The following is a 17,772-nucleotide window of genomic DNA, read 5'->3' as shown; positions in this document are numbered from 1 at the left end:
GTCCACTCCCTCACGGGCGTGCAGGAGTGATTGTGAGCGCCTGTCCCATCGGGTGGATGTCCTAGACTGAGGAGGATCACTGGACTGCGGCGGAGGCGATGAACGTGACGACGACGCGCGAGGTCTCTCAGGCTTCTTCTCCCCGCACAGTGGGACGCACGATCCGCGCGTATGTGACGCTCACGAAGCCTCGGGTCCTCGAACTTCTGCTCGTCACGACCGTTCCGGTCATGATCCTCGCGCAGAGTGGGATGCCCAACCTCTGGCTGGTGCTGGCCACCGTCATTGGCGGCGCGATGAGCGCCGGGTCGGCAGCGACATTCAACATGTACATCGATCGCGACATCGACGCGCAGATGCGACGTACCGTGAACCGGCCGCTCGTCACCGGCGAGGTCTCGCCCCGTGGCGCTCTCGTGTTCGCGTGGACGCTCGCGGTCGCATCCACCGTGTGGCTGTGGCTGACCACCAACTGGATGGCGGCGAGCCTTAGCGTCGTGGCGATCTTCTTCTATGTCGTCATCTACACGATCATCCTCAAGCGCCGCACCGAGCAGAACATCGTGTGGGGCGGCATCGCCGGCTGCTTCCCCGTTCTCATCGGGTGGTCGGCGGTCACGGGATCGCTCACCTGGACGCCGTTCATCCTGTTCGTGCTGGTGTTCCTCTGGACCCCGCCGCACTATTGGCCGCTGTCGATGAAGTACAAGGGCGACTACGCCGACGCCGACGTGCCGATGCTCGGCGCGACGCGCGACGGCATCCAGGTCGGTCTGCAGGTCATCCTCTACGCCTGGGCGACGATCGCGTGCTCGCTGCTTCTCGTGCCCGTGGCCGGGATGGGCGTGGTCTACACGGTGTCAGCGCTCGTCTTCGGCGGCTGGTTCCTGTACGAATCGCACCTGCTCTACAACCGCGCCGTGCGCGGCGAGCAGATCAAGCCGATGCGCGTGTTCCACGCATCCATCACGTACCTCACGCTGTTGTTCGTGGCGATCGCCGTCGATCCACTGCTGCCGTTCTGACCCTGCGCCGCTCGCCGGCCTTCATCGGATTCGGATGATGTCACCGGATTCGGATGTATTCGGCTGTCCTCGCCCGATTCTGCGGCGTCCATCCGATTCTGGTGCGGAGCGGAGCGGGTGCGGATGCGGGTGCGGGTGCCGTGGTCCCCGGTGGTGAGGCGGATGCCGGGGCCGGGAATGCGGAAGACCTGCACCCGGCGCGGGGCCGGGGTGCAGGTCTTCGTGACGGCGGAGATCAGCGGGTGATCGGGGCGTCAGCCTCGTCGGTGACGGGCTCCGCGGTGGCGGGCTCGTCCGTGGGGACGGTCGGCTCGTGGGTCTCGGCCCACGCCGGAGCGTCGACGACCTCGACCGGTGCGACTGCAGCGAAGGAGCGGAGCGTCGCGAGCGTGGCGGCAAGAGCCAGGCCGATGAGGCCCGCGCCGACCAGGATCGCGCCGAGCACGGCCCAGATCTGTCCGGCGTAGACCTCGACGCCCGTCGCGGTGCCGTCGGCGAGGGTGGCCGCCATGGTTCCCAGCTTCTCGACGAGCACGAAGGCGCCGGCACCGATCGACACGACGGAACCGCCCAGAAGTATCCAGAACGGGACGCTGCGCGTCAGGCGGGGGCGGGTGATGGTCATAGGGGAGACTCCTCGGGATTCACGCCGTGCGAGCGCACGACTTCTCCACCCTGGTCGACCGTTCCGTGTAGGTGCCCAGCGGAGCCTATGAACTGGCTGTGGACGGTTCGGTGAAAGAAATGACCGCGCGAGGCGCCGAGATGTGCACCACGACGGCCGTCATCGCGGCGACCAGGACGACCGCCAGCACCATGTGGATGTTCACCAGGGCGATCGGAAGCCCTGCGCGCGCTTGCCAGAGGCCCACGATTATTTGCACCACTTCGACCGCGAGCAGCAGTCCTGTCCATCGGGGGAGCCGGAGGACTTTCGGCATTCGGAACGATGCGGCGAACAGCACGAGCGTGAGTGCGAACAACACGTAGGCCGGCCAGCTGTGCACGTGCTGCCAGAAGATCGGGTCGAGGCCGTTGCGCGCGGCCTCGTCGTCGCCGGCGTGCGGACCGGATCCGGTCAGCAGGATGCCGACGACCACCGTGAGCAGTGTTGCCACACTCGTGAGATGGACCAGAAGCGCGTAGCGGCGCGGGACGGCCACCCGCCTCGGACCGGGCTGCCCGTAGACGCGTGCGACGTACACGGTCGACAGTGCCACGAGCCCCGCGGAAACCAGGTAGTGCAGGCCGACGATGCTCGGGTGCAGGTGCAACCACACCGTGATCCCCCCGATGACGGCCTGCAGGATGATTCCGACTCCGTTGGCGAGCGTGAGCTTCATCAGCTCGGGCCGCTCGGCGCGCAGACGCACCACGGAGAGGAAAGCCAGCAGGGCGATGACCACGAGCACACCGGTGAGCGTGCGGTTGGCGAACTCGATGATTCCGTGGATGCCGAGCTCTTCGGTCGGAGTCAGCGACTGCGTGGTGCAGTACGGCCACGTCTCGCAGCCCATCCCCGAACCGGTGAGCCGCACGAGACCGCCGGTGCCCACGATCACGATGTTGCTGATCAGAACGAGCCACGCGAGCACACGCGTTCCGCGGCCGATCCTGCGGGGAAGCCGTTCGTAGAGGCCTCGGATACCGGTCGGCCGAGGTGTCGGCGGGACGTCGACGGTGGGGACGTAGGACATGACTGTCGCCTCCTGGGTGCGCGCCTCGAATGGGCGGCGGCCACGTCCGGGGTGGGGCGTTGCCTGTAGACTCGAGGGGTGGGCACAGTGATGCGAAACGCATCACGCCCACCCACAGTCTAGGCGCGCGACCCGTGCGCTCTGACAAGACGCAGACAGCCCTGAAAGCGGCATCCCACCCCTCGCTCACTCCCGAGAGGCAAGGAATGTCGGAACGGATCACCCCGTTGGGTCTAAGAGGAGGCAAGCCATGTCGGATGTGCTGATCGACCGACCGGAGCTCGAAGGACTCGGTGTGTACGAGTTCGGGTGGCACGACGCGGACGCCGCGGGTGCCATCGCGCAGCGAGGAATCAACGAGGACGTCGTCCGCGGAATCTCCGCGCTCAAAGATGAACCCGAATGGATGCTGAAGAACCGGATGAAGGGCTATCAGCTCTTCGGGCGGAAGCCGATGCCCACGTGGGGTGCCGACCTTTCCGAGATCGACTTCGACAACATCAAGTACTTCGTGCGTTCGACCGAGAAGCAGGCTCAGACGTGGGAGGACCTCCCCGAAGAGATCCGCAATACGTACGAGAAGCTCGGCATCCCCGAGGCGGAGCGCGCTCGACTCGTCGCCGGCGTCGCCGCGCAGTACGAGTCCGAGGTGGTCTACCACCAGATCAACGAAGAGCTCGAGAAGCAGGGTGTCATCTTCATGGACACCGATACGGCGCTGCGCGAGCACCCGGAGTTCTTCGAGGAGTACTTCGGCACGGTCATCCCCGCGGGCGACAACAAGTTCGCGGCGCTGAACACGGCCGTGTGGTCGGGTGGCTCGTTCGTTTACGTGCCCCCGGGTGTGCACGTCGAGATCCCGCTCCAGGCGTACTTCCGTATCAACACCGAGAACATGGGCCAGTTCGAGCGGACGTTGATCATCGCCGACGAGGGGTCGTACGTCCACTACATCGAGGGCTGCACGGCGCCGATCTACAAGAGCGACTCGCTGCACTCGGCAGTCGTCGAGATCATCGTCAAGAAGAACGCCCGGGTGCGCTACACGACGATTCAGAACTGGTCGAACAACGTCTACAACCTCGTCACCAAGCGTGCCGTGGCCCACGAAGGCGCGACGATGGAGTGGATCGACGGCAACATCGGCTCCAAGGTGACGATGAAGTACCCCTCCATCTATCTGATGGGCGAGCATGCGAAGGGCGAGACCCTGTCGGTCGCCTTCGCCGGCCCCGGCCAGCACCAGGACGCCGGCGCCAAGATGATCCACATGGCGCCGTACACGCAGTCCTCGATCGTCTCGAAGTCGATCGCCCGCGGCGGTGGACGTGCCGGCTACCGCGGCGAGGTGCGCGTCGACGCCAACGCGCATCACTCGGCCAACACCGTGCGGTGTGACGCGTTGCTCGTGGACACGAAGTCGCGCTCGGACACGTACCCCGCGATCGACATCCGCGTCGACGACGTCCAGCTCGGCCACGAGGCCACGGTCTCGAAGGTCAGCGAGGAACAGCTGTTCTACCTCATGAGCCGCGGGATGCCGGAGGACGAGGCGATGGCCATGATCGTCCGCGGGTTCATCGAACCGATCGCGCGCGAACTGCCGATGGAGTACGCCCTGGAGTTGAACAAGCTCATCGAGATGGGCATGGAAGGATCCGTCGGCTGATGACGACCACAACCGAGGCCCCCACCCAGGTGGAGGGCCACATCGACCCTGCCGCGGCATTCGTGCCGGTGCAGACCCGTTCCGAGCGTCCGCGCTCCTTCGATGCCGCCGACTTCGGCGTGCCGACGGGCCGCGAGGTCAACTGGAAACACACGCCGCTGACCCTGGCTCAGGACCTCTTCGTCGACGAGCCGGCGCCGCACGGCGTCATGGCCGTCGAGGTGAGTGCACCGGCCGAAGTGGAGCAGCTCCGACTCAAAGTCGGCGACGCACCCCGCGGCGAGCATTTCCGCCCCGAAGACATCTCGAGCGCGATCGCCTGGACGCAGGAAGAGGACGCTCCGCTCATCCGCATTCCGGCGGGCGTCGAGCTGACCGAGCCGGTCATCGTCCACCTGACCGGCACGGGCGGCGTGGCACACGCCCACGTCGTCATCGAAGCGCAGGTGAACTCGCGCGCCACGATCGTGCTCCGACACGACGGGGATGCCCGCCACGCTCAGAACGTCGAGATCATCGCCCGCGATGGATCGAACCTGACCGTGATCTCGGTGCAGCGCTGGGATGCCGACGCCGTACACCTGGCTGCCCACCAAGCGCGGGTGGATCGTGACGCGACGCTCACACACATCGTGGTCAGCCTCGGTGGCGCGCTGGTCCGGGTGAACCCGTCGGTGGAGCTCGCCGGCGCGGGCTCACGCGGCTACCTGTACGGGCTGTCGTTCGCCGATGCCGGTCAGCACCTGGAGAGCCAGGTGTACCTGCACCACAAGGGACCGCACACGACCGGCGACGTCCTCTACAAGGGCGCCCTGCAGGGCGACAGCGCCCGCAGCGTCTGGATCGGCGATGTGCTCATCGGGCGCGAGGCCGCCGGTACGGACTCGTACGAGGCGAACCGCAATCTCGTGCTGACCGACGGCGCACGTGCCGACTCGATCCCCAACCTCGAGATCGAGACCGGCGACATCCTCGGCGCCGGTCACGCGAGTGCGACGGGTCGGTTCGACGACGAGCAGCTGTTCTACCTTCAGGCCCGCGGCATCTCCGAAGAGGAAGCGCGGCGACTGGTCGTCCTCGGATTCCTGAGTGAAATCGTCCAGCGCATCGATCTTCCGGACCTTCAGGCCGAGCTGGCAGCCGCTGTTGAGGCCGAGCTTGCCGCGGGGGACCTCGCGTGACCGCGCAGAAGGTCCTGCAGCTCAGTGAGCTCGAACAGGACACCGCCGTGCGCGTGGTGATCGACGGCGTCCCCATGGCGGTCGTGCTCGACGGTGAAGGTGAGGTGCACGCGATCGGCGACACCTGCACGCACGGTGACGTTTCGCTGGCCGAGGGCTTCGTCGAGGGCGACACGTTGGAGTGCTGGGCCCATGGCTCGGCCTTCTCGCTCCGCACCGGTCGCCCCCTCAACCTCCCGGCCTACGAGCCGGTCCCTGTCTACAGCGTCACGATCGACGGGGATGACATCCTCATCGACCCGCACGTGACCAAAGAAGTGAACTGAAAAGGAAAACCATGGCTGTTCTCGAGATCCGCGACCTGTATGTGACGGTCACGACGGATGCCGGTGAGACCCCCATCCTCAACGGCGTGACCCTCACGGTCCGCACGGGTGAGACCCACGCGATCATGGGCCCCAACGGGTCGGGCAAGTCGACCCTCGCCTACACGATCGCCGGTCATCCCAAGTACACCGTCACCGGGGGCACGATCACGCTCGACGGCGAGGATGTGCTGGCGATGAGTGTCGATGAGCGCGCTCGCGCGGGACTCTTCCTCGCGATGCAGTACCCGGTGGAGATCCCGGGCGTCACGGTGACGAACTTCCTCCGCACGGCCAAGACCGCCGTCGAGGGCGAAGCTCCGGCCATCCGCGCGTGGACGAAGGATGTCAAGGAGGCCATGAAGAACCTCCGGATGGACCCGAAGTTCGCGGCGCGCAACGTCAACGAAGGCTTCTCGGGCGGCGAAAAGAAGCGGCACGAGATTCTGCAGCTCGAGCTCCTCAAACCGGCGATCGCCGTGCTCGACGAGACCGACTCGGGACTCGACGTCGATGCGCTGAAGATCGTGTCGGAAGGGGTGAACCGCGCGAAGGACGCCACCGATCTCGGTGTGCTCCTCATTACCCACTACACCCGGATCCTCCGCTACATCACGCCCCAGTTCGTCCACGTCATGGTCGCCGGCCGCATCGTCGAGGAGGGCGGTCCCGAGCTGGCGGACCGTCTCGAGAGCGAAGGTTACGACCGCTACCTCGACCCTGCTGCACCGATCGAGGCCTAGGATCGACGTCATGACGGACACGCTCAGCCCGGAGAAGTACGACGACGTCACCGAGGCGCTCAAAGAGGTCATGGACCCCGAGCTCGGCATCAACGTCGTCGATCTCGGTCTGATCTACGACCTCAGTTGGGACCAGGAGAACGACGCCCTCGTCATCCATATGACGCTGACCTCGGCCGGGTGCCCGCTGACCGACGTGCTCGAAGAGCAGACCGCGCAGGCCCTCGACGACGTCGTGGACCGGTTCCGCATCAATTGGGTGTGGATGCCGCCGTGGGGCGCCGAGCGCATCACCGACGACGGGCGCGACATGATGCGGGCCCTCGGCTTCGCCATCTGAGTCGAGACGGAGCAATGCCGCGCAGCGGCGTTGATGCGTCTGCGACTCAGGGTGAGTAGCGGCGTGGAGCGTCGCGTATCGACACCTCGGCGCTAGGCTCGTCAGGTGACGATCACCCCGCTGGATGCACTGCCGTTGGAGGCGCTTCGTCGACGCTCGAGCACGAAGTGGCGCACGTTCCCTGAGGACGTGCTGCCCCTGTTCGTCGCCGAGACGGACTTCCCGCTGGCGGAGCCCATTCGTGCGGCGCTGTCCGATGCGGTGGAGATCGGCGACACCGGATACACACCGCCGGACCCGGGGCTCCGCGCGGCCTACGTCGGCTTTGCGCGCCGCCGATTCGGCTGGGAGCTCGAGCCGAAGCGGGTGGCGTGGACGGGCGACGTGATGATGGGCGTCGTCGAGCTACTCCGCGCCACCGTGGCGCCCGGCGATCGGGTGGTGATCACGCCCCCCGTGTACCCGCCGTTCTTCTTCTGCATCGAAGAAGCAGGCGGTGTGCCGCAGGAGGTGCCGTTGCTCGCGTCCGACGATGGCTGGGTGCTCGACCTCGACGGAATCGAGGCCGCACTGGCAGCCGGCGCCCGTGCTGTGCTGTTGTGCAACCCGCACAACCCGACCGGAACCGCACACGCGAAGGAGAGCCTGGCTGCTCTCGCCGAGATCGCGGCGCGGCACGGCGCGGTCGTGATCAGCGATGAGATCCATGCGCCGCTCGCGCAGCCCGGCAGCGGGTTCACCCCGTTCCTGGCGGTGTCGGCGACGGCTGCCGGCGTCGGGTATGCCGTCACGAGTGCCTCGAAGGCATTCAATCTCGCGGGCCTGAAATGCGCGCTGATCCTCACCGGCGCCGATGCGACCACGGCGGTCGTGCGATCGCTGCCGCGCGAGGTCGAATGGCGCACGGGTTTGTTCGGGGCGATCGCTGCCGTCGCCGCGTTCGACGAGGCATCCGACGCATGGCTCGACGCCTTACTGGCGCGGTTGGACGAGAATCGGATGCTGCTGGCCGAGCTCGTCGCCGAACACCTCCCGCTCGCGCGCTTCGCGATTCCGGAGGCCGGGTTCCTGGCGTGGATCGATCTCTCGGCCTACGGCTGGGGGGACGATCCCGCGCGCGCGGTGCTCGCCGGAGCCCGCGTCGCGCTGCACCACGGTCCCGAGTTCGGCACGGGAGGTGCCGGCTACGCACGCCTCAACTTCGGATGCTCGCCTGATGTCTTGCGCGAGGCGATCACACGGATCGGCGCCCTCGCCCGGGCCTGACCGGGCTTAGACCTCGGCTTTACCCAAACGCCAGTAGCCCATGAAGGCGACCGCGCGGCGGTCCACACCGAGCCCGGACACGAGATGGCGGCGGAGCGTCTTGATTGCGCTCGCTTCGCCCGCGAGCCACGCATAGAGGGGCGCCCGCTTGAGTGCAGCGCCACCCTTGGCCGTACGCGGGACTTCCCAGAGAATGTCGTGATCGATGTCGATTTCTTCGACCTCGGCGCCGCGGCCTGCGGGCACGAGCGTTGCTGCGGCATCCTCGACCGCACCGACGAGGTGCGCGTGCCGCGTCGAGGCATGCCGCGCCGAGACGCGGTAGTCGAACCCGGGGTGGGCGGGCAGGTAGGCCGCGTCGGCGGGCTCGGGGACTTCCAGCACGACCACCCCGCGGGCCTCGCGCGGAAGTTGCTCGAGGATGACGGCGATCGCGGGTGCCGCCGTCTCGTCTCCGGCGAGCAGGAGGTCGTCGACGTGGGCTGGGGGCACGAAGTCGATGCCGTAGGACACCCCGGAGTGCGCGGTGGTGGGCGCGAAGATGAGTACCTCGTCGCCGATCCGCGCATCCGCGATCCAGGCGGATGCCGGCCCCACGACCTCGTGCGAGACCATATCGACGTCGACTTCGCCGGCATCCCGTCGGACGTAGCGGGTCGTATAGGTGCGAAACGGCGGGCGGCGGTCCTCGTCCATCTCGCGCCACAGCGTCCACCAGTCGTCGCCGGTGGGCATGTCGTCGATCGATGTCGCAGAGGTCGGGAAGACGATCTTGATGCGCTGATCGAGCCCGGGATCGCCGTAGTCGGCGAGGTTGGTGCCGCCGAAGGTGAAGCGGCGGAAGCTGGGGGTGATGTCGGTGATCGCGGTCACCTGCGCGCGGAAGAACCTGCTGGTCGGTCGCTCATCGGTCATCGGTTTCTCCTGACTGTCCGAAGGTCTGGGCGGTGTGCTCTGCCGGGAGCACACGGTGTCGGCCGCGGGGGAGTACCAAAGGGGTTCCCGAGACGGGGTCGGCGATCACGAGCGAGTCGAGGTCGAACACCTCGCGCACCAAGGCGCTCGTGACGACCTCGGTCGGCGGCCCGCTCGCCACCAGGCGCCCGCTCCGTAGGGCGAACAGGTGGTCGGCGTAGCGCGCCGCGAGATTGATGTCGTGGAGCACCATCACGATCGTGGTGCCCTGGGTGGCGTTCAGATCGGCGAGGAGATCGAGCACCTCGATCTGGTGCGAGACATCGAGGAACGTGGTCGGCTCATCGAGCAGGAGGATGTCGGTCTCTTGGGCGAGTGCCATCGCGATCCATACCCGCTGACGCTGGCCGCCGGAGAGCTCATCGACGGCTCTGTCGGCCAGGTCGAGCACTCCCGTGGCGCGCAACGCCTCGGCGACGGCGCGGTCATCGTCTGCCGTCCAGCCGCGGAACAGCTTCTGGTGCGGATGACGGCCGCGGCCGACGAGATCGGCCACGACGATGCCCTCGGGTGCGATCGGTTGCTGGGGCAGGAGACCGAGAGTGCGCGCCAGCTCTTTCGTCGGGATCTGCCCGATGGCTGTGCCGTCGATGAGTACCGTGCCGCTCTGTGCGGGAAGGAGGCGCGCGATCGTCTTCAACAGGGTCGATTTGCCACACGCGTTGGCCCCGACGATCACGCTGATACCGCCTGCGGGAATGTCCAGATCGATCCCGTCGACGATGGTCGTGCGCCCGTATCCCGAGACGAGATTCTCGGTGCGGAGCGAATGCAGGGCGGTCATGACGATCCTCCGCGGCGGCTGGTTCGAACGAGCAGGTAAAGAAGGTACGGCGCACCGAGGATGCCGGTGATCACGCCGACCGGGAACTTTGTGTCGAACGCGAACTGTCCGAGCAGATCTGCGGCCAGCACGAGGCACGCGCCGGTGAGGGCGGCGGGCAGGACGGTCGAGGACCCCGGGCCGACAATGCGTGCGGCGATCGGCCCCGCTAGGAAGGCGACGAACGCGATGGGGCCGGTGGTCGCTGTGGCGATGCAGGCGAGGGCGACGGCCGAGACGATCAGGACGACCCGCGTGCGGTCGACCGACACGCCGAGCGCGGTCGCTGAGGCATCGCCGAGTTCGAGCGTGTTGAGGTCGCGCCCGAGGAGAAGGACGAGGGGAACGAGGACGGCCACCGCGATCACGAGGGGAAAGAGCTCATCCATCCGCGCGCCGTTGAGGCTGCCGGTCATCCAGCGCGCCGCCGCGGACAGGTCCCAGACGGCCGCGCGGAGGAGGAGATAGGCCACGACCGCGTCGAGCATGGCGCCGACGCCGATGCCGATGAGGATGAGGCGGCCACCGGTGGATTCTCCGCCGCGCGCGGCGAGGTAGATGATGAGCGCGGTCGCGATACCTGCCGCCAGCGCCAGAGCCATTGTGGCGCCGCTGTTCCAATGCAGGATGACGAGGGACAGAATGGCCGCTGCGCTCGCGCCCGACGTGATGCCGATGACATCCGGGCTCGCGAGCGGATTCCGCAGCATCGTCTGGAACGTGGTTCCGGCCACGCCGAAGGCGATTCCGGCCAGGATGCCGGTGAGTGCCCGGGGGAGGCGCAACGTCCCGACCGTGAACGATGCGCCGGGGACCTGGTGGCCGAGGAGGACGGCGATCACGTCCGAGGCGGGGTAGATCGTGTTGCCGAGCATCAGCATCGCGCAGAACAGGACGACGACGAGCGCTGCCATGGCCCCGAGCGCGATGCGGCGGCGGCGGGCGCGGTGACGTCGGCCTGCACGCACGCGATCGAGCGCGACGGAATGCACGGGAGCCGTAGAGACGGTGAGCGTCGTCATCAGAGCGCCTTCATCCGGGTGCGGCGGGCAATGATGATGAGCACCGGCGCGCCGAGGAACGCGGTGATGATGCCGGCTTCGACTTCGCCGGGCGAGCCGATCACGCGACCCAGAGTGTCGGCGAGGGTGAGGAGGATCGCGCCGCCGAGGGCCGACAGCGGCAGGAGCCAGCGTTGGTCGGAGCCGGAGACCAGTCGCACGGCGTGCGGAATCATGAGGCCGACGAAGCCGATGGGTCCCGCGAGAGCAGTGACCGCGGCACAGAGGGCGACGCCGGCGATCGCGGCGATGATGCGCACGCGTCCGACGTGGACGCCGAGGCCGACTGCGACCTCGTCGCCGAGCGCGAGGGCGTTCAGCGACGACGCGGACAGGAGCGCGATGAGGATGCCGATGATCAGCACCGGGACGATGGCCACCATCGTCTCCCAGTCGGCGCGGGCGACGTTGCCGACCTGCCAGTAGCGGAACTCATCCATCACGGCCTGCCGCGGAATCAAGATCGCCGAGACGAGTGAGGCGAGCGCCGCGGTGGTGGCCGCCCCCGCGAGTGCGAGTTTGATCGGTGTCGTACCGCCGGGGCCCACGGAACCGACGAAGTAGACGAAGAACGCCGTGACGAAGGCGCCGATCAGGGCGAGCCCGAGGAAGCCGAGGGCGCTGGAGACACCGAGGAAGGCGATTCCGACGACGACGGCCAACGCAGCGCCGGTGTTCACCCCGAGGATCCCGGGGTCGGCGAGAGGATTGCGGGTGATCGCCTGCATGAGGGCGCCCGACAGTGCGAGCGCCGCGCCGGCGAGGAGCGCGAGGACCGTCCGAGGGATGCGGCTCTGCACGGCGAGCGCGCCGATGTCGGTCGGTGTCTCCCCGCGGAGCCAGGAGGAGATCCCCTCGATGACCTGGGCGCCGCTGACCGGGCGAGATCCGAAGGACAGCGAGAGGACGACCGAGACGAGGATGCCGAGGATCGCGGCGGCCAGAACCACGCCGTGACGCCGTGCACCCGCCGGAGAGGCGGAAACACGGCGCCCGGTGGCAAGGGTGGAAGTCACTGAACCTTCGCTGCGGCTTCCGTGAGTACGGAGACGTAGTCGGACAGCACCCACGGGATCGACAGAGCGGTGGGCGTCACCGCGGCGCTGAACGCGTCACCTTCGCCGACGGCGACGACCGCGCCGTTCTGGACGGCGGGCAGGGTGCTCCACAGCGGGTCGGCCTGCATCGCGGCGAGCAGCGTGTCGTCGCCGTAGGTCACGATGACGTCGACGTCGGCCAGCTGATCTGCGTTCTCGGCGCTGAAGTCGAGGTAGAAGGAGCCCTCCTCGGCGGCGTCGATCGCAACCTGGGGCAGGTCGAACCCGAGGTCCTTCAGGAATGCGGTCCGCGAGTCACCGCCGGTGTACAACGACACGGTCGACAGGTCGGTGGGGTTGGCGTAGAAGAACGCGGCGGTCTTTCCCTCCAGGCCGGCATCCGCCGTCGCGTCGGCGATCTGCGTTTCGAGGTCGGCGACGAGTGCGTCGCCTTCTTCGCTCAGGCCGAGCGCCTGCGCATTGATCGTGATCTGATCGCGCCAGGGCGTGAACCAGGCGATCTCGGGGTAGGCGACGACCGGAGCGATGTCGCTGAGCGTGGCGTAATCTTCCGCGGTGAGTCCGGACTGTGCCGCCAGGATGACGTCGGGAGTGGTGTCGGAGATCGCCTCGAAGTCGAGTCCGTCGGTGACATCGAACAGCACCGGCATGTCGGCGCCGAGCTCGTCGAGCTTCTCGCTCGTCCACTCGTAGACACCCTGATCGGCAGCTCCCGACCAGGCCCAGACCTGCGAGTCGATGCCGACCGGGACGACGCCGAGGGCGAGCGCCACATCCTGGTTGCCCCAGGCGATCGTGGCGACGCGCTCGGGCGTGCTCTCGATCGTCGTCTCGCCGAGCGCGTGGGTGATCGTGACGGGGAAGGCGGCGTCGCCGGCCGCGCCCGGGGTCGACGACCCGTCGGTGGCGGCGGACGAGGCGCATCCGGAGAGCAGGAGCGCGGCGCCGGCGGCAAGCGCGGCGGCGGTGCGAATTCGGGACACGGGATTCCTTCGGTGAAGCGAGATGGGGTGCTGAAGTAAGGCGAGGCTTACTTTAGTTCGCTGATGCGATCGGATGCCAATTCACTGCAGTCACACTGAAGGTTGGGGCGCCACGAAAAAGCCCCGCCCCTGGCAGTGTGCGAGGAGCGGGGCGAGCAGATTCTGCGTGGTCAGGCGTTCTTGCTCCGGTCGACCGCGCGCACTCCGGCCCAGGCGGCGGGAATCAGGACCGCGGCGATGGCTGCCTTGATGAGGCCGCCGACGACGAACGGCCACAGGCCGAACGCCAGGATCTCGCTGATCCCGAACGATCCGCCTCCGACGACGTTGAGGATGAACGCCATGTAGGGGATGCCGAACACGAACGGGATGGCACTTGCCGCCACGAATCCGACGAAGGCCAGCAGCGGCTTTCGATCCCAGGCACGCTCGGCGAACCACCCGGCGACGAAGGCGGCGACGATGAAGCCGAGGACGAAGCCGAAGCTGGGCTTGGCGACGGCCGCGATCGTGCCCGTGAAGCCGGCGAAAACGGGAAGCCCCGCGAGCCCCGCCAGAAGATACGTGACGAGGGCAGCGGCGCCCCGACGAGCACCGAGGGCGGCGCCGACGACGACGACCGCAAGGGTCTGACCGGTGATCGGCACGGGCCAGAGCGGCACCTCGACCTGGGCGAGCGCGGCGACGAATGTCGCGCCGGCGACGACGAGCGCGGCGTCGAGGGCCAGAGCGCGGGCCCGATCGGTGGGGCGGACGATGAGGTCGGCCAGAACAGGGCGGCGGGCGGTGGTAGAGAGGGACATGCATCTCCTTGGGCGAAGCGGCCGATCGGCCGGGGCGTCGTGGATCAGCCTAGGGGGTGGGTTCCGAGAGTTGTTGGACGCGGTCTACCGAAGATGGCGCCGGCTGCTGTGGCCGCGGGACAAGACGCGCCGCCGGAGATCGCACGCGAACCGACCGGTAGACTGGGTCGCTGGCCATTCGGCCGCATCCCGCACGACATCAGAATGGACGTCCGCCGTGCTCGCCGTACACGACCTCGAGATCCGCGTGGGCGCCCGTGTCCTCATGTCGGACGTGTCGTTCCGCGTGTCGGCGGGCGACAAGATCGGCCTCGTCGGGCGCAACGGGGCCGGCAAGACGACGCTGACCAAGGTGCTCGCCGGCGACCTCCCTCCCGCCGACGGCAAGGTGGAACGCTCGGGCGAACTCGGCTACCTCCCGCAGGATCCGCGTTCGGGTGATCCGTCCATGCTTGCCCGCACCCGCATCCTCGACGCGCGCGGACTCGGGACCCTGGCGATCGAGATGAACGAGGCCGCCACGGCCATGGGCGATGCCGATGAGAAGGTCGCCACCAAAGCGATGAAGCGCTACGCGCACCTCACCGAGCGTTTCGAAGCCCTCGGCGGCTACACGGCCGAGGCCGAGGCGGCGACGATCTCGCACAACCTCTCACTTCCCGACCGTCTCCTCGACCAGCCGCTGTCGACGCTGTCAGGCGGTCAGCGCCGGCGCATCGAGCTGGCCCGCATCCTCTTCTCCGATGCCGACTCGATGATCCTCGACGAGCCCACCAACCACCTCGACGCCGACAGCGTCGTGTGGCTGCGCGAGTTCCTGAAGAACTACAAGGGCGGGCTGATCGTGATCAGCCACGACGTCGAACTCGTCGGCGAGACGGTGAACCGCGTGTTCTACCTCGATGCGAACCGTCAGGTCATCGACACGTACAACATGAACTGGAAGAACTACCTGCGTCAGCGGGTCGCCGACGAAGAACGTCGCAAGAAGGAGCGCGCCGGCGTCGAGAAGAAAGCGACGCAGCTGCAGATGCAGGCCGCCCGCTTCGGTGCGAAGGCGTCGAAGGCCGCCGCTGCGCACCAGATGGTCGCTCGCGCGGAGAAGATGCTCTCCGGTCTCGATGATGTGCGTCAGGAAGAGCGCGTCGCGAAGCTGCGGTTCCCGAAGCCCGCGCCGTGCGGCAAGACACCGCTCATGGCGACGGGGTTGTCGAAGTCGTACGGGTCGCTCGAGATCTTCACCGACGTCGATCTCGCGATCGACCGCGGATCACGCGTCGTCATCCTCGGTTTCAACGGTGCCGGCAAGACGACCCTGTTGCGGATCCTGGCCGGCGTCGACCAGCCGGACACCGGCGAGCTCCAGCCGGGTCACGGTCTGAAGATCGGCTACTACGCGCAGGAGCACGAGAACCTCGATGTTCACCGCTCGGTGCTCGAGAACATGATGTCGGCGGCACCGGACATCACGGCGACCGAGGCTCGCAAGGTGCTCGGCTCGTTCCTGTTCACAGGTGACGACGTGCTCAAGCCCGCGGGGGTGCTCTCGGGTGGAGAGAAGACGCGACTGTCGCTCGCGACGCTCGTCGTCTCGTCCGCGAACATGTTGCTCCTCGACGAGCCCACGAACAACCTCGACCCGGCCAGCCGCGAGGAGATCCTCGGGGCGCTGGCCCACTACGAGGGCGCTGTCGTCCTCGTCTCGCACGATGAAGGAGCTGTCGAGGCGCTCAACCCCGAGCGCGTGCTCATCCTCCCCGACGGCGTCGAGGACATCTGGGGTCGCGACTACGCGGATCTCGTCAGCCTGGCCTGATGCTGTGGGCGCTCAGCGCGCGGTGAGCTCTTCGACGAGGGCATCCTCGTCCCGCATGTCGCGGTCTCGGCGGTCGTCCGCGCGACGGCGACGGGCGGATGCCGCAGATTCGCCGCCGGCTGCTTCTTCGGCATCCTCTCGGCGGTGCCGAATCTCGGTGCGGATCATGTACCAGATGAACGCGAATCCCATCACCGCGAACAGGATCCACTGAATCGCATAGGACAGGTACGGGCCGGGGTCTTCGGAAGGTGACCTGAGCGGCTGTGGTGTCGGGGTGACAGCGGGATCCTCGCTGACCATGAGGCCATACGCGTCGTCGATGACATCGGTCCCGATCGTCTCGCCGATCAGCGGCAGATGGATCGTGGGGACCTGACCCTCGGGAGCAGAGCGCCCCGAGGAGGGAAGCTGCTCGCCCGGGCGCAGCCGCACGATCACGGTACTCTCACCGCTCGGCGGCGCGGGGATCGCGGCCGGCTCGGGAGAGTCCTCCGCGGGCGGCAACCATCCGCGGTCGACGATGAACACGCGGCCATCGTCGGTCTGGAAGGGAACCAACACCTCGAAGGCGCTGGTTCCGCCGTGGGCGCGATTGCGGACGAGAAGCGTCTGATCGGCGAGGTAGCTCCCCTCCAAGATCACCGGCTGCCACTCGTCGGATGCGTTGAATGCGCCGCCGGCCGGGATGACATCGGCCAGGGGTGCGGGCTCGGCGTCATAATTGGCCGCGATCAGTTCGAGTTGCGCTTCTCGCCAGGAGTTGCGGCTGAACTGCCAGTTCGACAGGAATGCGCAGGCGATCGCGAAGGCGACCGCGAATGCCAGGTATCCGCTCCATCGCAGCGCGGTGCGACCGTTCATGCAGAGGCCTCGAACGCGACGACCTCGACGGGGAAGTCCCGCGCCGCGAGATAGTCACGCAGATAGTCGACGTGTTCCGGGCACGCGGCCCAGATCTTTCGCCGATCGGCGGCATGGATGCGGGGGTTCCGCCACACGACCTGCCACCCGGCGTCCGCACGGCATCCCGCCCGTGAGCAGACCCGATCGCTCACACGGTCTCCCCGGGCCGGTCGCTCTGAGGAGCGGAGCTGACGGCGGGCGACTCGTGCAGCCGGATGACGCCGGTCGACTCCGCCGAAGGAGGCGCCTCGGAAGCCGTGGCGGGAAGCGCGCGTTCCGGGGGCACGGCGCGGCTGTCGGTGCTCGAGGAGGAGACGTTGGCGATCACGACCGCGAAGTACGGCAGAAAAATCGCGCCGACCGCGAGCACCCACGTGTGCCAGCCGTAGGGCGTGATGACCACCATGAGCACGAAACAGATCACACGGATGCTCATCATGATGAAGTACTTCCGCATGCGCGTCTGCGCCTCGTCGCGCGGTGCGCGGGGGAGCGAGGTCGCTGACTGCGGGGGTGCGGGGTTCTTCACGGTCCTCCCAGGGTACGCCTGCGGCGATGCCCCCGGCTCGTGCGGGCGCTGCGATCAGGCGTAGCTCCCGCTCGAGGCGCCGATGCCGATCAGGAGGAAGAAGAAGATCCCGAACAGGAGGATGATCCCGAAACCGATCCAGCCGACGATCACTCCGGCGAGGGCCATGCCGCGGCCCTTCTCGCCGGAGGTCTTCAGCTGGTTCAACGAGATGTGTCCCATGATCGCGCCGGCCAACGACCCGACCAACGGCAAGACCCAGATGAAGCCGAGGATCGACGCGATCATCGCGACGATCGAGAGCACATTCGTGCGCGGTGCGGGAGCGTAGCCACCGTACCCGTAGGGCGCGGAAGGATACGTCGGAGCGGCGCCGGGGTACTGCTGCACCGGCTGCGGGCCGGGATACGCGGGCGGCTGGACAGGGTAGGCCGGCGGCTGATACGTCGGGGCGGTCGCGTAGGGAGGGGGCGGCGGAAGTGCTGGACCGTCGGTGGGCGGCTGCGGGGGCGTGGGATCGCTCACGGATACT

The 17,772-nt window shown here is 67.6% G+C and carries 20 protein-coding genes; 8 read left to right on the top strand and 12 right to left on the bottom strand.

What is annotated here, in order from left to right; all coding sequences use genetic code 11:
- The first annotated feature begins 98 nt into the window (after positions 1-98).
- On the top strand, positions 99-1,025 hold the full coding sequence (locus Q0653_RS04110) for a heme o synthase (RefSeq protein ID WP_298742563.1): 927 nt from the start codon (positions 99-101) through the stop codon (positions 1,023-1,025).
- A 235-nt stretch (positions 1,026-1,260) separates the two neighbouring features.
- Here Q0653_RS04110 and Q0653_RS04105 read toward each other — a convergent pair whose 3' ends face one another.
- The gene (locus Q0653_RS04105) at positions 1,261-1,650 is read right to left on the bottom strand and encodes a dinucleotide-utilizing enzyme (RefSeq protein ID WP_298742564.1); all 390 of its coding nucleotides are present in this window, start codon (positions 1,648-1,650) and stop codon (positions 1,261-1,263) included.
- Between the two features lie 85 nt (positions 1,651-1,735).
- Entirely contained in the window at positions 1,736-2,722 is a 987-nt protein-coding gene (locus Q0653_RS04100; RefSeq protein WP_298742565.1) for a COX15/CtaA family protein, read from the bottom strand.
- 250 nt (positions 2,723-2,972) lie between these two features.
- Here Q0653_RS04100 and sufB point away from each other — a divergent pair, with 250 nt between their 5' ends.
- From sufB to Q0653_RS04070, 6 genes are all read left to right on the top strand, one after another.
- The gene (sufB, locus tag Q0653_RS04095) at positions 2,973-4,391 is read left to right on the top strand and encodes a Fe-S cluster assembly protein SufB (RefSeq protein WP_298942775.1); all 1,419 of its coding nucleotides are present in this window, start codon (positions 2,973-2,975) and stop codon (positions 4,389-4,391) included.
- Positions 4,391-5,572 (top strand): Fe-S cluster assembly protein SufD, encoded by a 1,182-nt coding sequence (gene sufD, locus Q0653_RS04090; RefSeq protein ID WP_298742567.1) that lies wholly within the window; start codon positions 4,391-4,393, stop codon positions 5,570-5,572. Before sufB ends, sufD begins: the two co-directional genes overlap by 1 nt.
- On the top strand, positions 5,569-5,898 hold the full coding sequence (locus Q0653_RS04085) for a non-heme iron oxygenase ferredoxin subunit (protein ID WP_298742568.1): 330 nt from the start codon (positions 5,569-5,571) through the stop codon (positions 5,896-5,898). Before sufD ends, Q0653_RS04085 begins: the two co-directional genes overlap by 4 nt.
- Positions 5,899-5,909: 11 nt before the next feature.
- Complete coding sequence (sufC, locus tag Q0653_RS04080) at positions 5,910-6,680, top strand: Fe-S cluster assembly ATPase SufC (RefSeq protein WP_298742569.1); 771 nt, start codon at positions 5,910-5,912, stop codon at positions 6,678-6,680.
- 10 nt (positions 6,681-6,690) lie between these two features.
- Positions 6,691-7,020, top strand: coding sequence for a metal-sulfur cluster assembly factor (locus Q0653_RS04075; protein WP_298942772.1), 330 nt, complete (start codon positions 6,691-6,693; stop codon positions 7,018-7,020).
- Between the two features lie 105 nt (positions 7,021-7,125).
- Positions 7,126-8,286 carry an aminotransferase class I/II-fold pyridoxal phosphate-dependent enzyme gene (locus Q0653_RS04070; protein WP_298942770.1) on the top strand — a complete coding sequence of 387 codons (1,161 nt, stop codon included), beginning with the start codon at positions 7,126-7,128 and terminating at the stop codon, positions 8,284-8,286.
- A gap of 6 nt (positions 8,287-8,292) precedes the next feature.
- Here the strand turns inward: Q0653_RS04070 and Q0653_RS04065 are convergent, their stop codons facing one another.
- The 6 genes from Q0653_RS04065 to Q0653_RS04040 all read right to left on the bottom strand — a co-directional run bounded on the left by Q0653_RS04065 (position 8,293) and on the right by Q0653_RS04040 (position 13,989).
- A complete protein-coding gene (locus tag Q0653_RS04065; protein WP_298942768.1) occupies positions 8,293-9,201 on the bottom strand; it encodes a siderophore-interacting protein in 909 nt (302 codons plus the stop codon).
- Positions 9,191-10,045, bottom strand: a complete 855-nt coding sequence (locus Q0653_RS04060; protein WP_298942766.1) for an ABC transporter ATP-binding protein — start codon at positions 10,043-10,045, stop codon at positions 9,191-9,193. The genes Q0653_RS04065 and Q0653_RS04060 overlap by 11 nt, the downstream gene beginning before the upstream one ends.
- Positions 10,042-11,106 carry an iron chelate uptake ABC transporter family permease subunit gene (locus tag Q0653_RS04055; protein WP_298942764.1) on the bottom strand — a complete coding sequence of 355 codons (1,065 nt, stop codon included), beginning with the start codon at positions 11,104-11,106 and terminating at the stop codon, positions 10,042-10,044. The genes Q0653_RS04060 and Q0653_RS04055 overlap by 4 nt, the downstream gene beginning before the upstream one ends.
- A complete protein-coding gene (locus tag Q0653_RS04050; RefSeq protein WP_298942761.1) occupies positions 11,106-12,161 on the bottom strand; it encodes an iron chelate uptake ABC transporter family permease subunit in 1,056 nt (351 codons plus the stop codon). Before Q0653_RS04050 ends, Q0653_RS04055 begins: the two co-directional genes overlap by 1 nt.
- The gene (locus Q0653_RS04045; RefSeq protein WP_298942759.1) at positions 12,158-13,186 is read right to left on the bottom strand and encodes an iron-siderophore ABC transporter substrate-binding protein; all 1,029 of its coding nucleotides are present in this window, start codon (positions 13,184-13,186) and stop codon (positions 12,158-12,160) included. Before Q0653_RS04045 ends, Q0653_RS04050 begins: the two co-directional genes overlap by 4 nt.
- A 170-nt stretch (positions 13,187-13,356) precedes the next feature.
- Positions 13,357-13,989: a biotin transporter BioY gene (locus Q0653_RS04040; protein ID WP_298742577.1), complete on the bottom strand. Its 633-nt coding sequence runs from the start codon at positions 13,987-13,989 to the stop codon at positions 13,357-13,359.
- Positions 13,990-14,206: 217 nt separating this feature from the next.
- On the opposite strand from Q0653_RS04040, the gene Q0653_RS04035 reads away from it, so the two are divergent.
- Positions 14,207-15,805, top strand: coding sequence for an ABC-F family ATP-binding cassette domain-containing protein (locus tag Q0653_RS04035; protein ID WP_298742578.1), 1,599 nt, complete (start codon positions 14,207-14,209; stop codon positions 15,803-15,805).
- A 12-nt stretch (positions 15,806-15,817) separates the two neighbouring features.
- Here the strand turns inward: Q0653_RS04035 and Q0653_RS04030 are convergent, their stop codons facing one another.
- Genes Q0653_RS04030 through Q0653_RS04015 form a run of 4 tightly spaced genes read right to left on the bottom strand, consistent with a single transcriptional unit; the run spans position 15,818 to position 17,765 of the window.
- The gene (locus Q0653_RS04030) at positions 15,818-16,669 is read right to left on the bottom strand and encodes an SURF1 family protein (protein WP_298942756.1); all 852 of its coding nucleotides are present in this window, start codon (positions 16,667-16,669) and stop codon (positions 15,818-15,820) included.
- Positions 16,666-16,863, bottom strand: a complete 198-nt coding sequence (locus tag Q0653_RS04025; protein WP_298742580.1) for a hypothetical protein — start codon at positions 16,861-16,863, stop codon at positions 16,666-16,668. Before Q0653_RS04025 ends, Q0653_RS04030 begins: the two co-directional genes overlap by 4 nt.
- Positions 16,860-17,240, bottom strand: coding sequence for a DUF3099 domain-containing protein (locus Q0653_RS04020; protein ID WP_298942753.1), 381 nt, complete (start codon positions 17,238-17,240; stop codon positions 16,860-16,862). Before Q0653_RS04020 ends, Q0653_RS04025 begins: the two co-directional genes overlap by 4 nt.
- A gap of 54 nt (positions 17,241-17,294) precedes the next feature.
- The gene (locus Q0653_RS04015; RefSeq protein ID WP_298942751.1) at positions 17,295-17,765 is read right to left on the bottom strand and encodes a DUF4190 domain-containing protein; all 471 of its coding nucleotides are present in this window, start codon (positions 17,763-17,765) and stop codon (positions 17,295-17,297) included.
- Between the last annotated feature and the right edge of the window lie 7 nt (positions 17,766-17,772).

This window comes from uncultured Microbacterium sp. (assembly GCF_947488465.1).
GTDB lineage: Bacteria > Actinomycetota > Actinomycetes > Actinomycetales > Microbacteriaceae > Microbacterium.
This window is presented reverse-complemented; position numbering and strand designations above follow the sequence as displayed.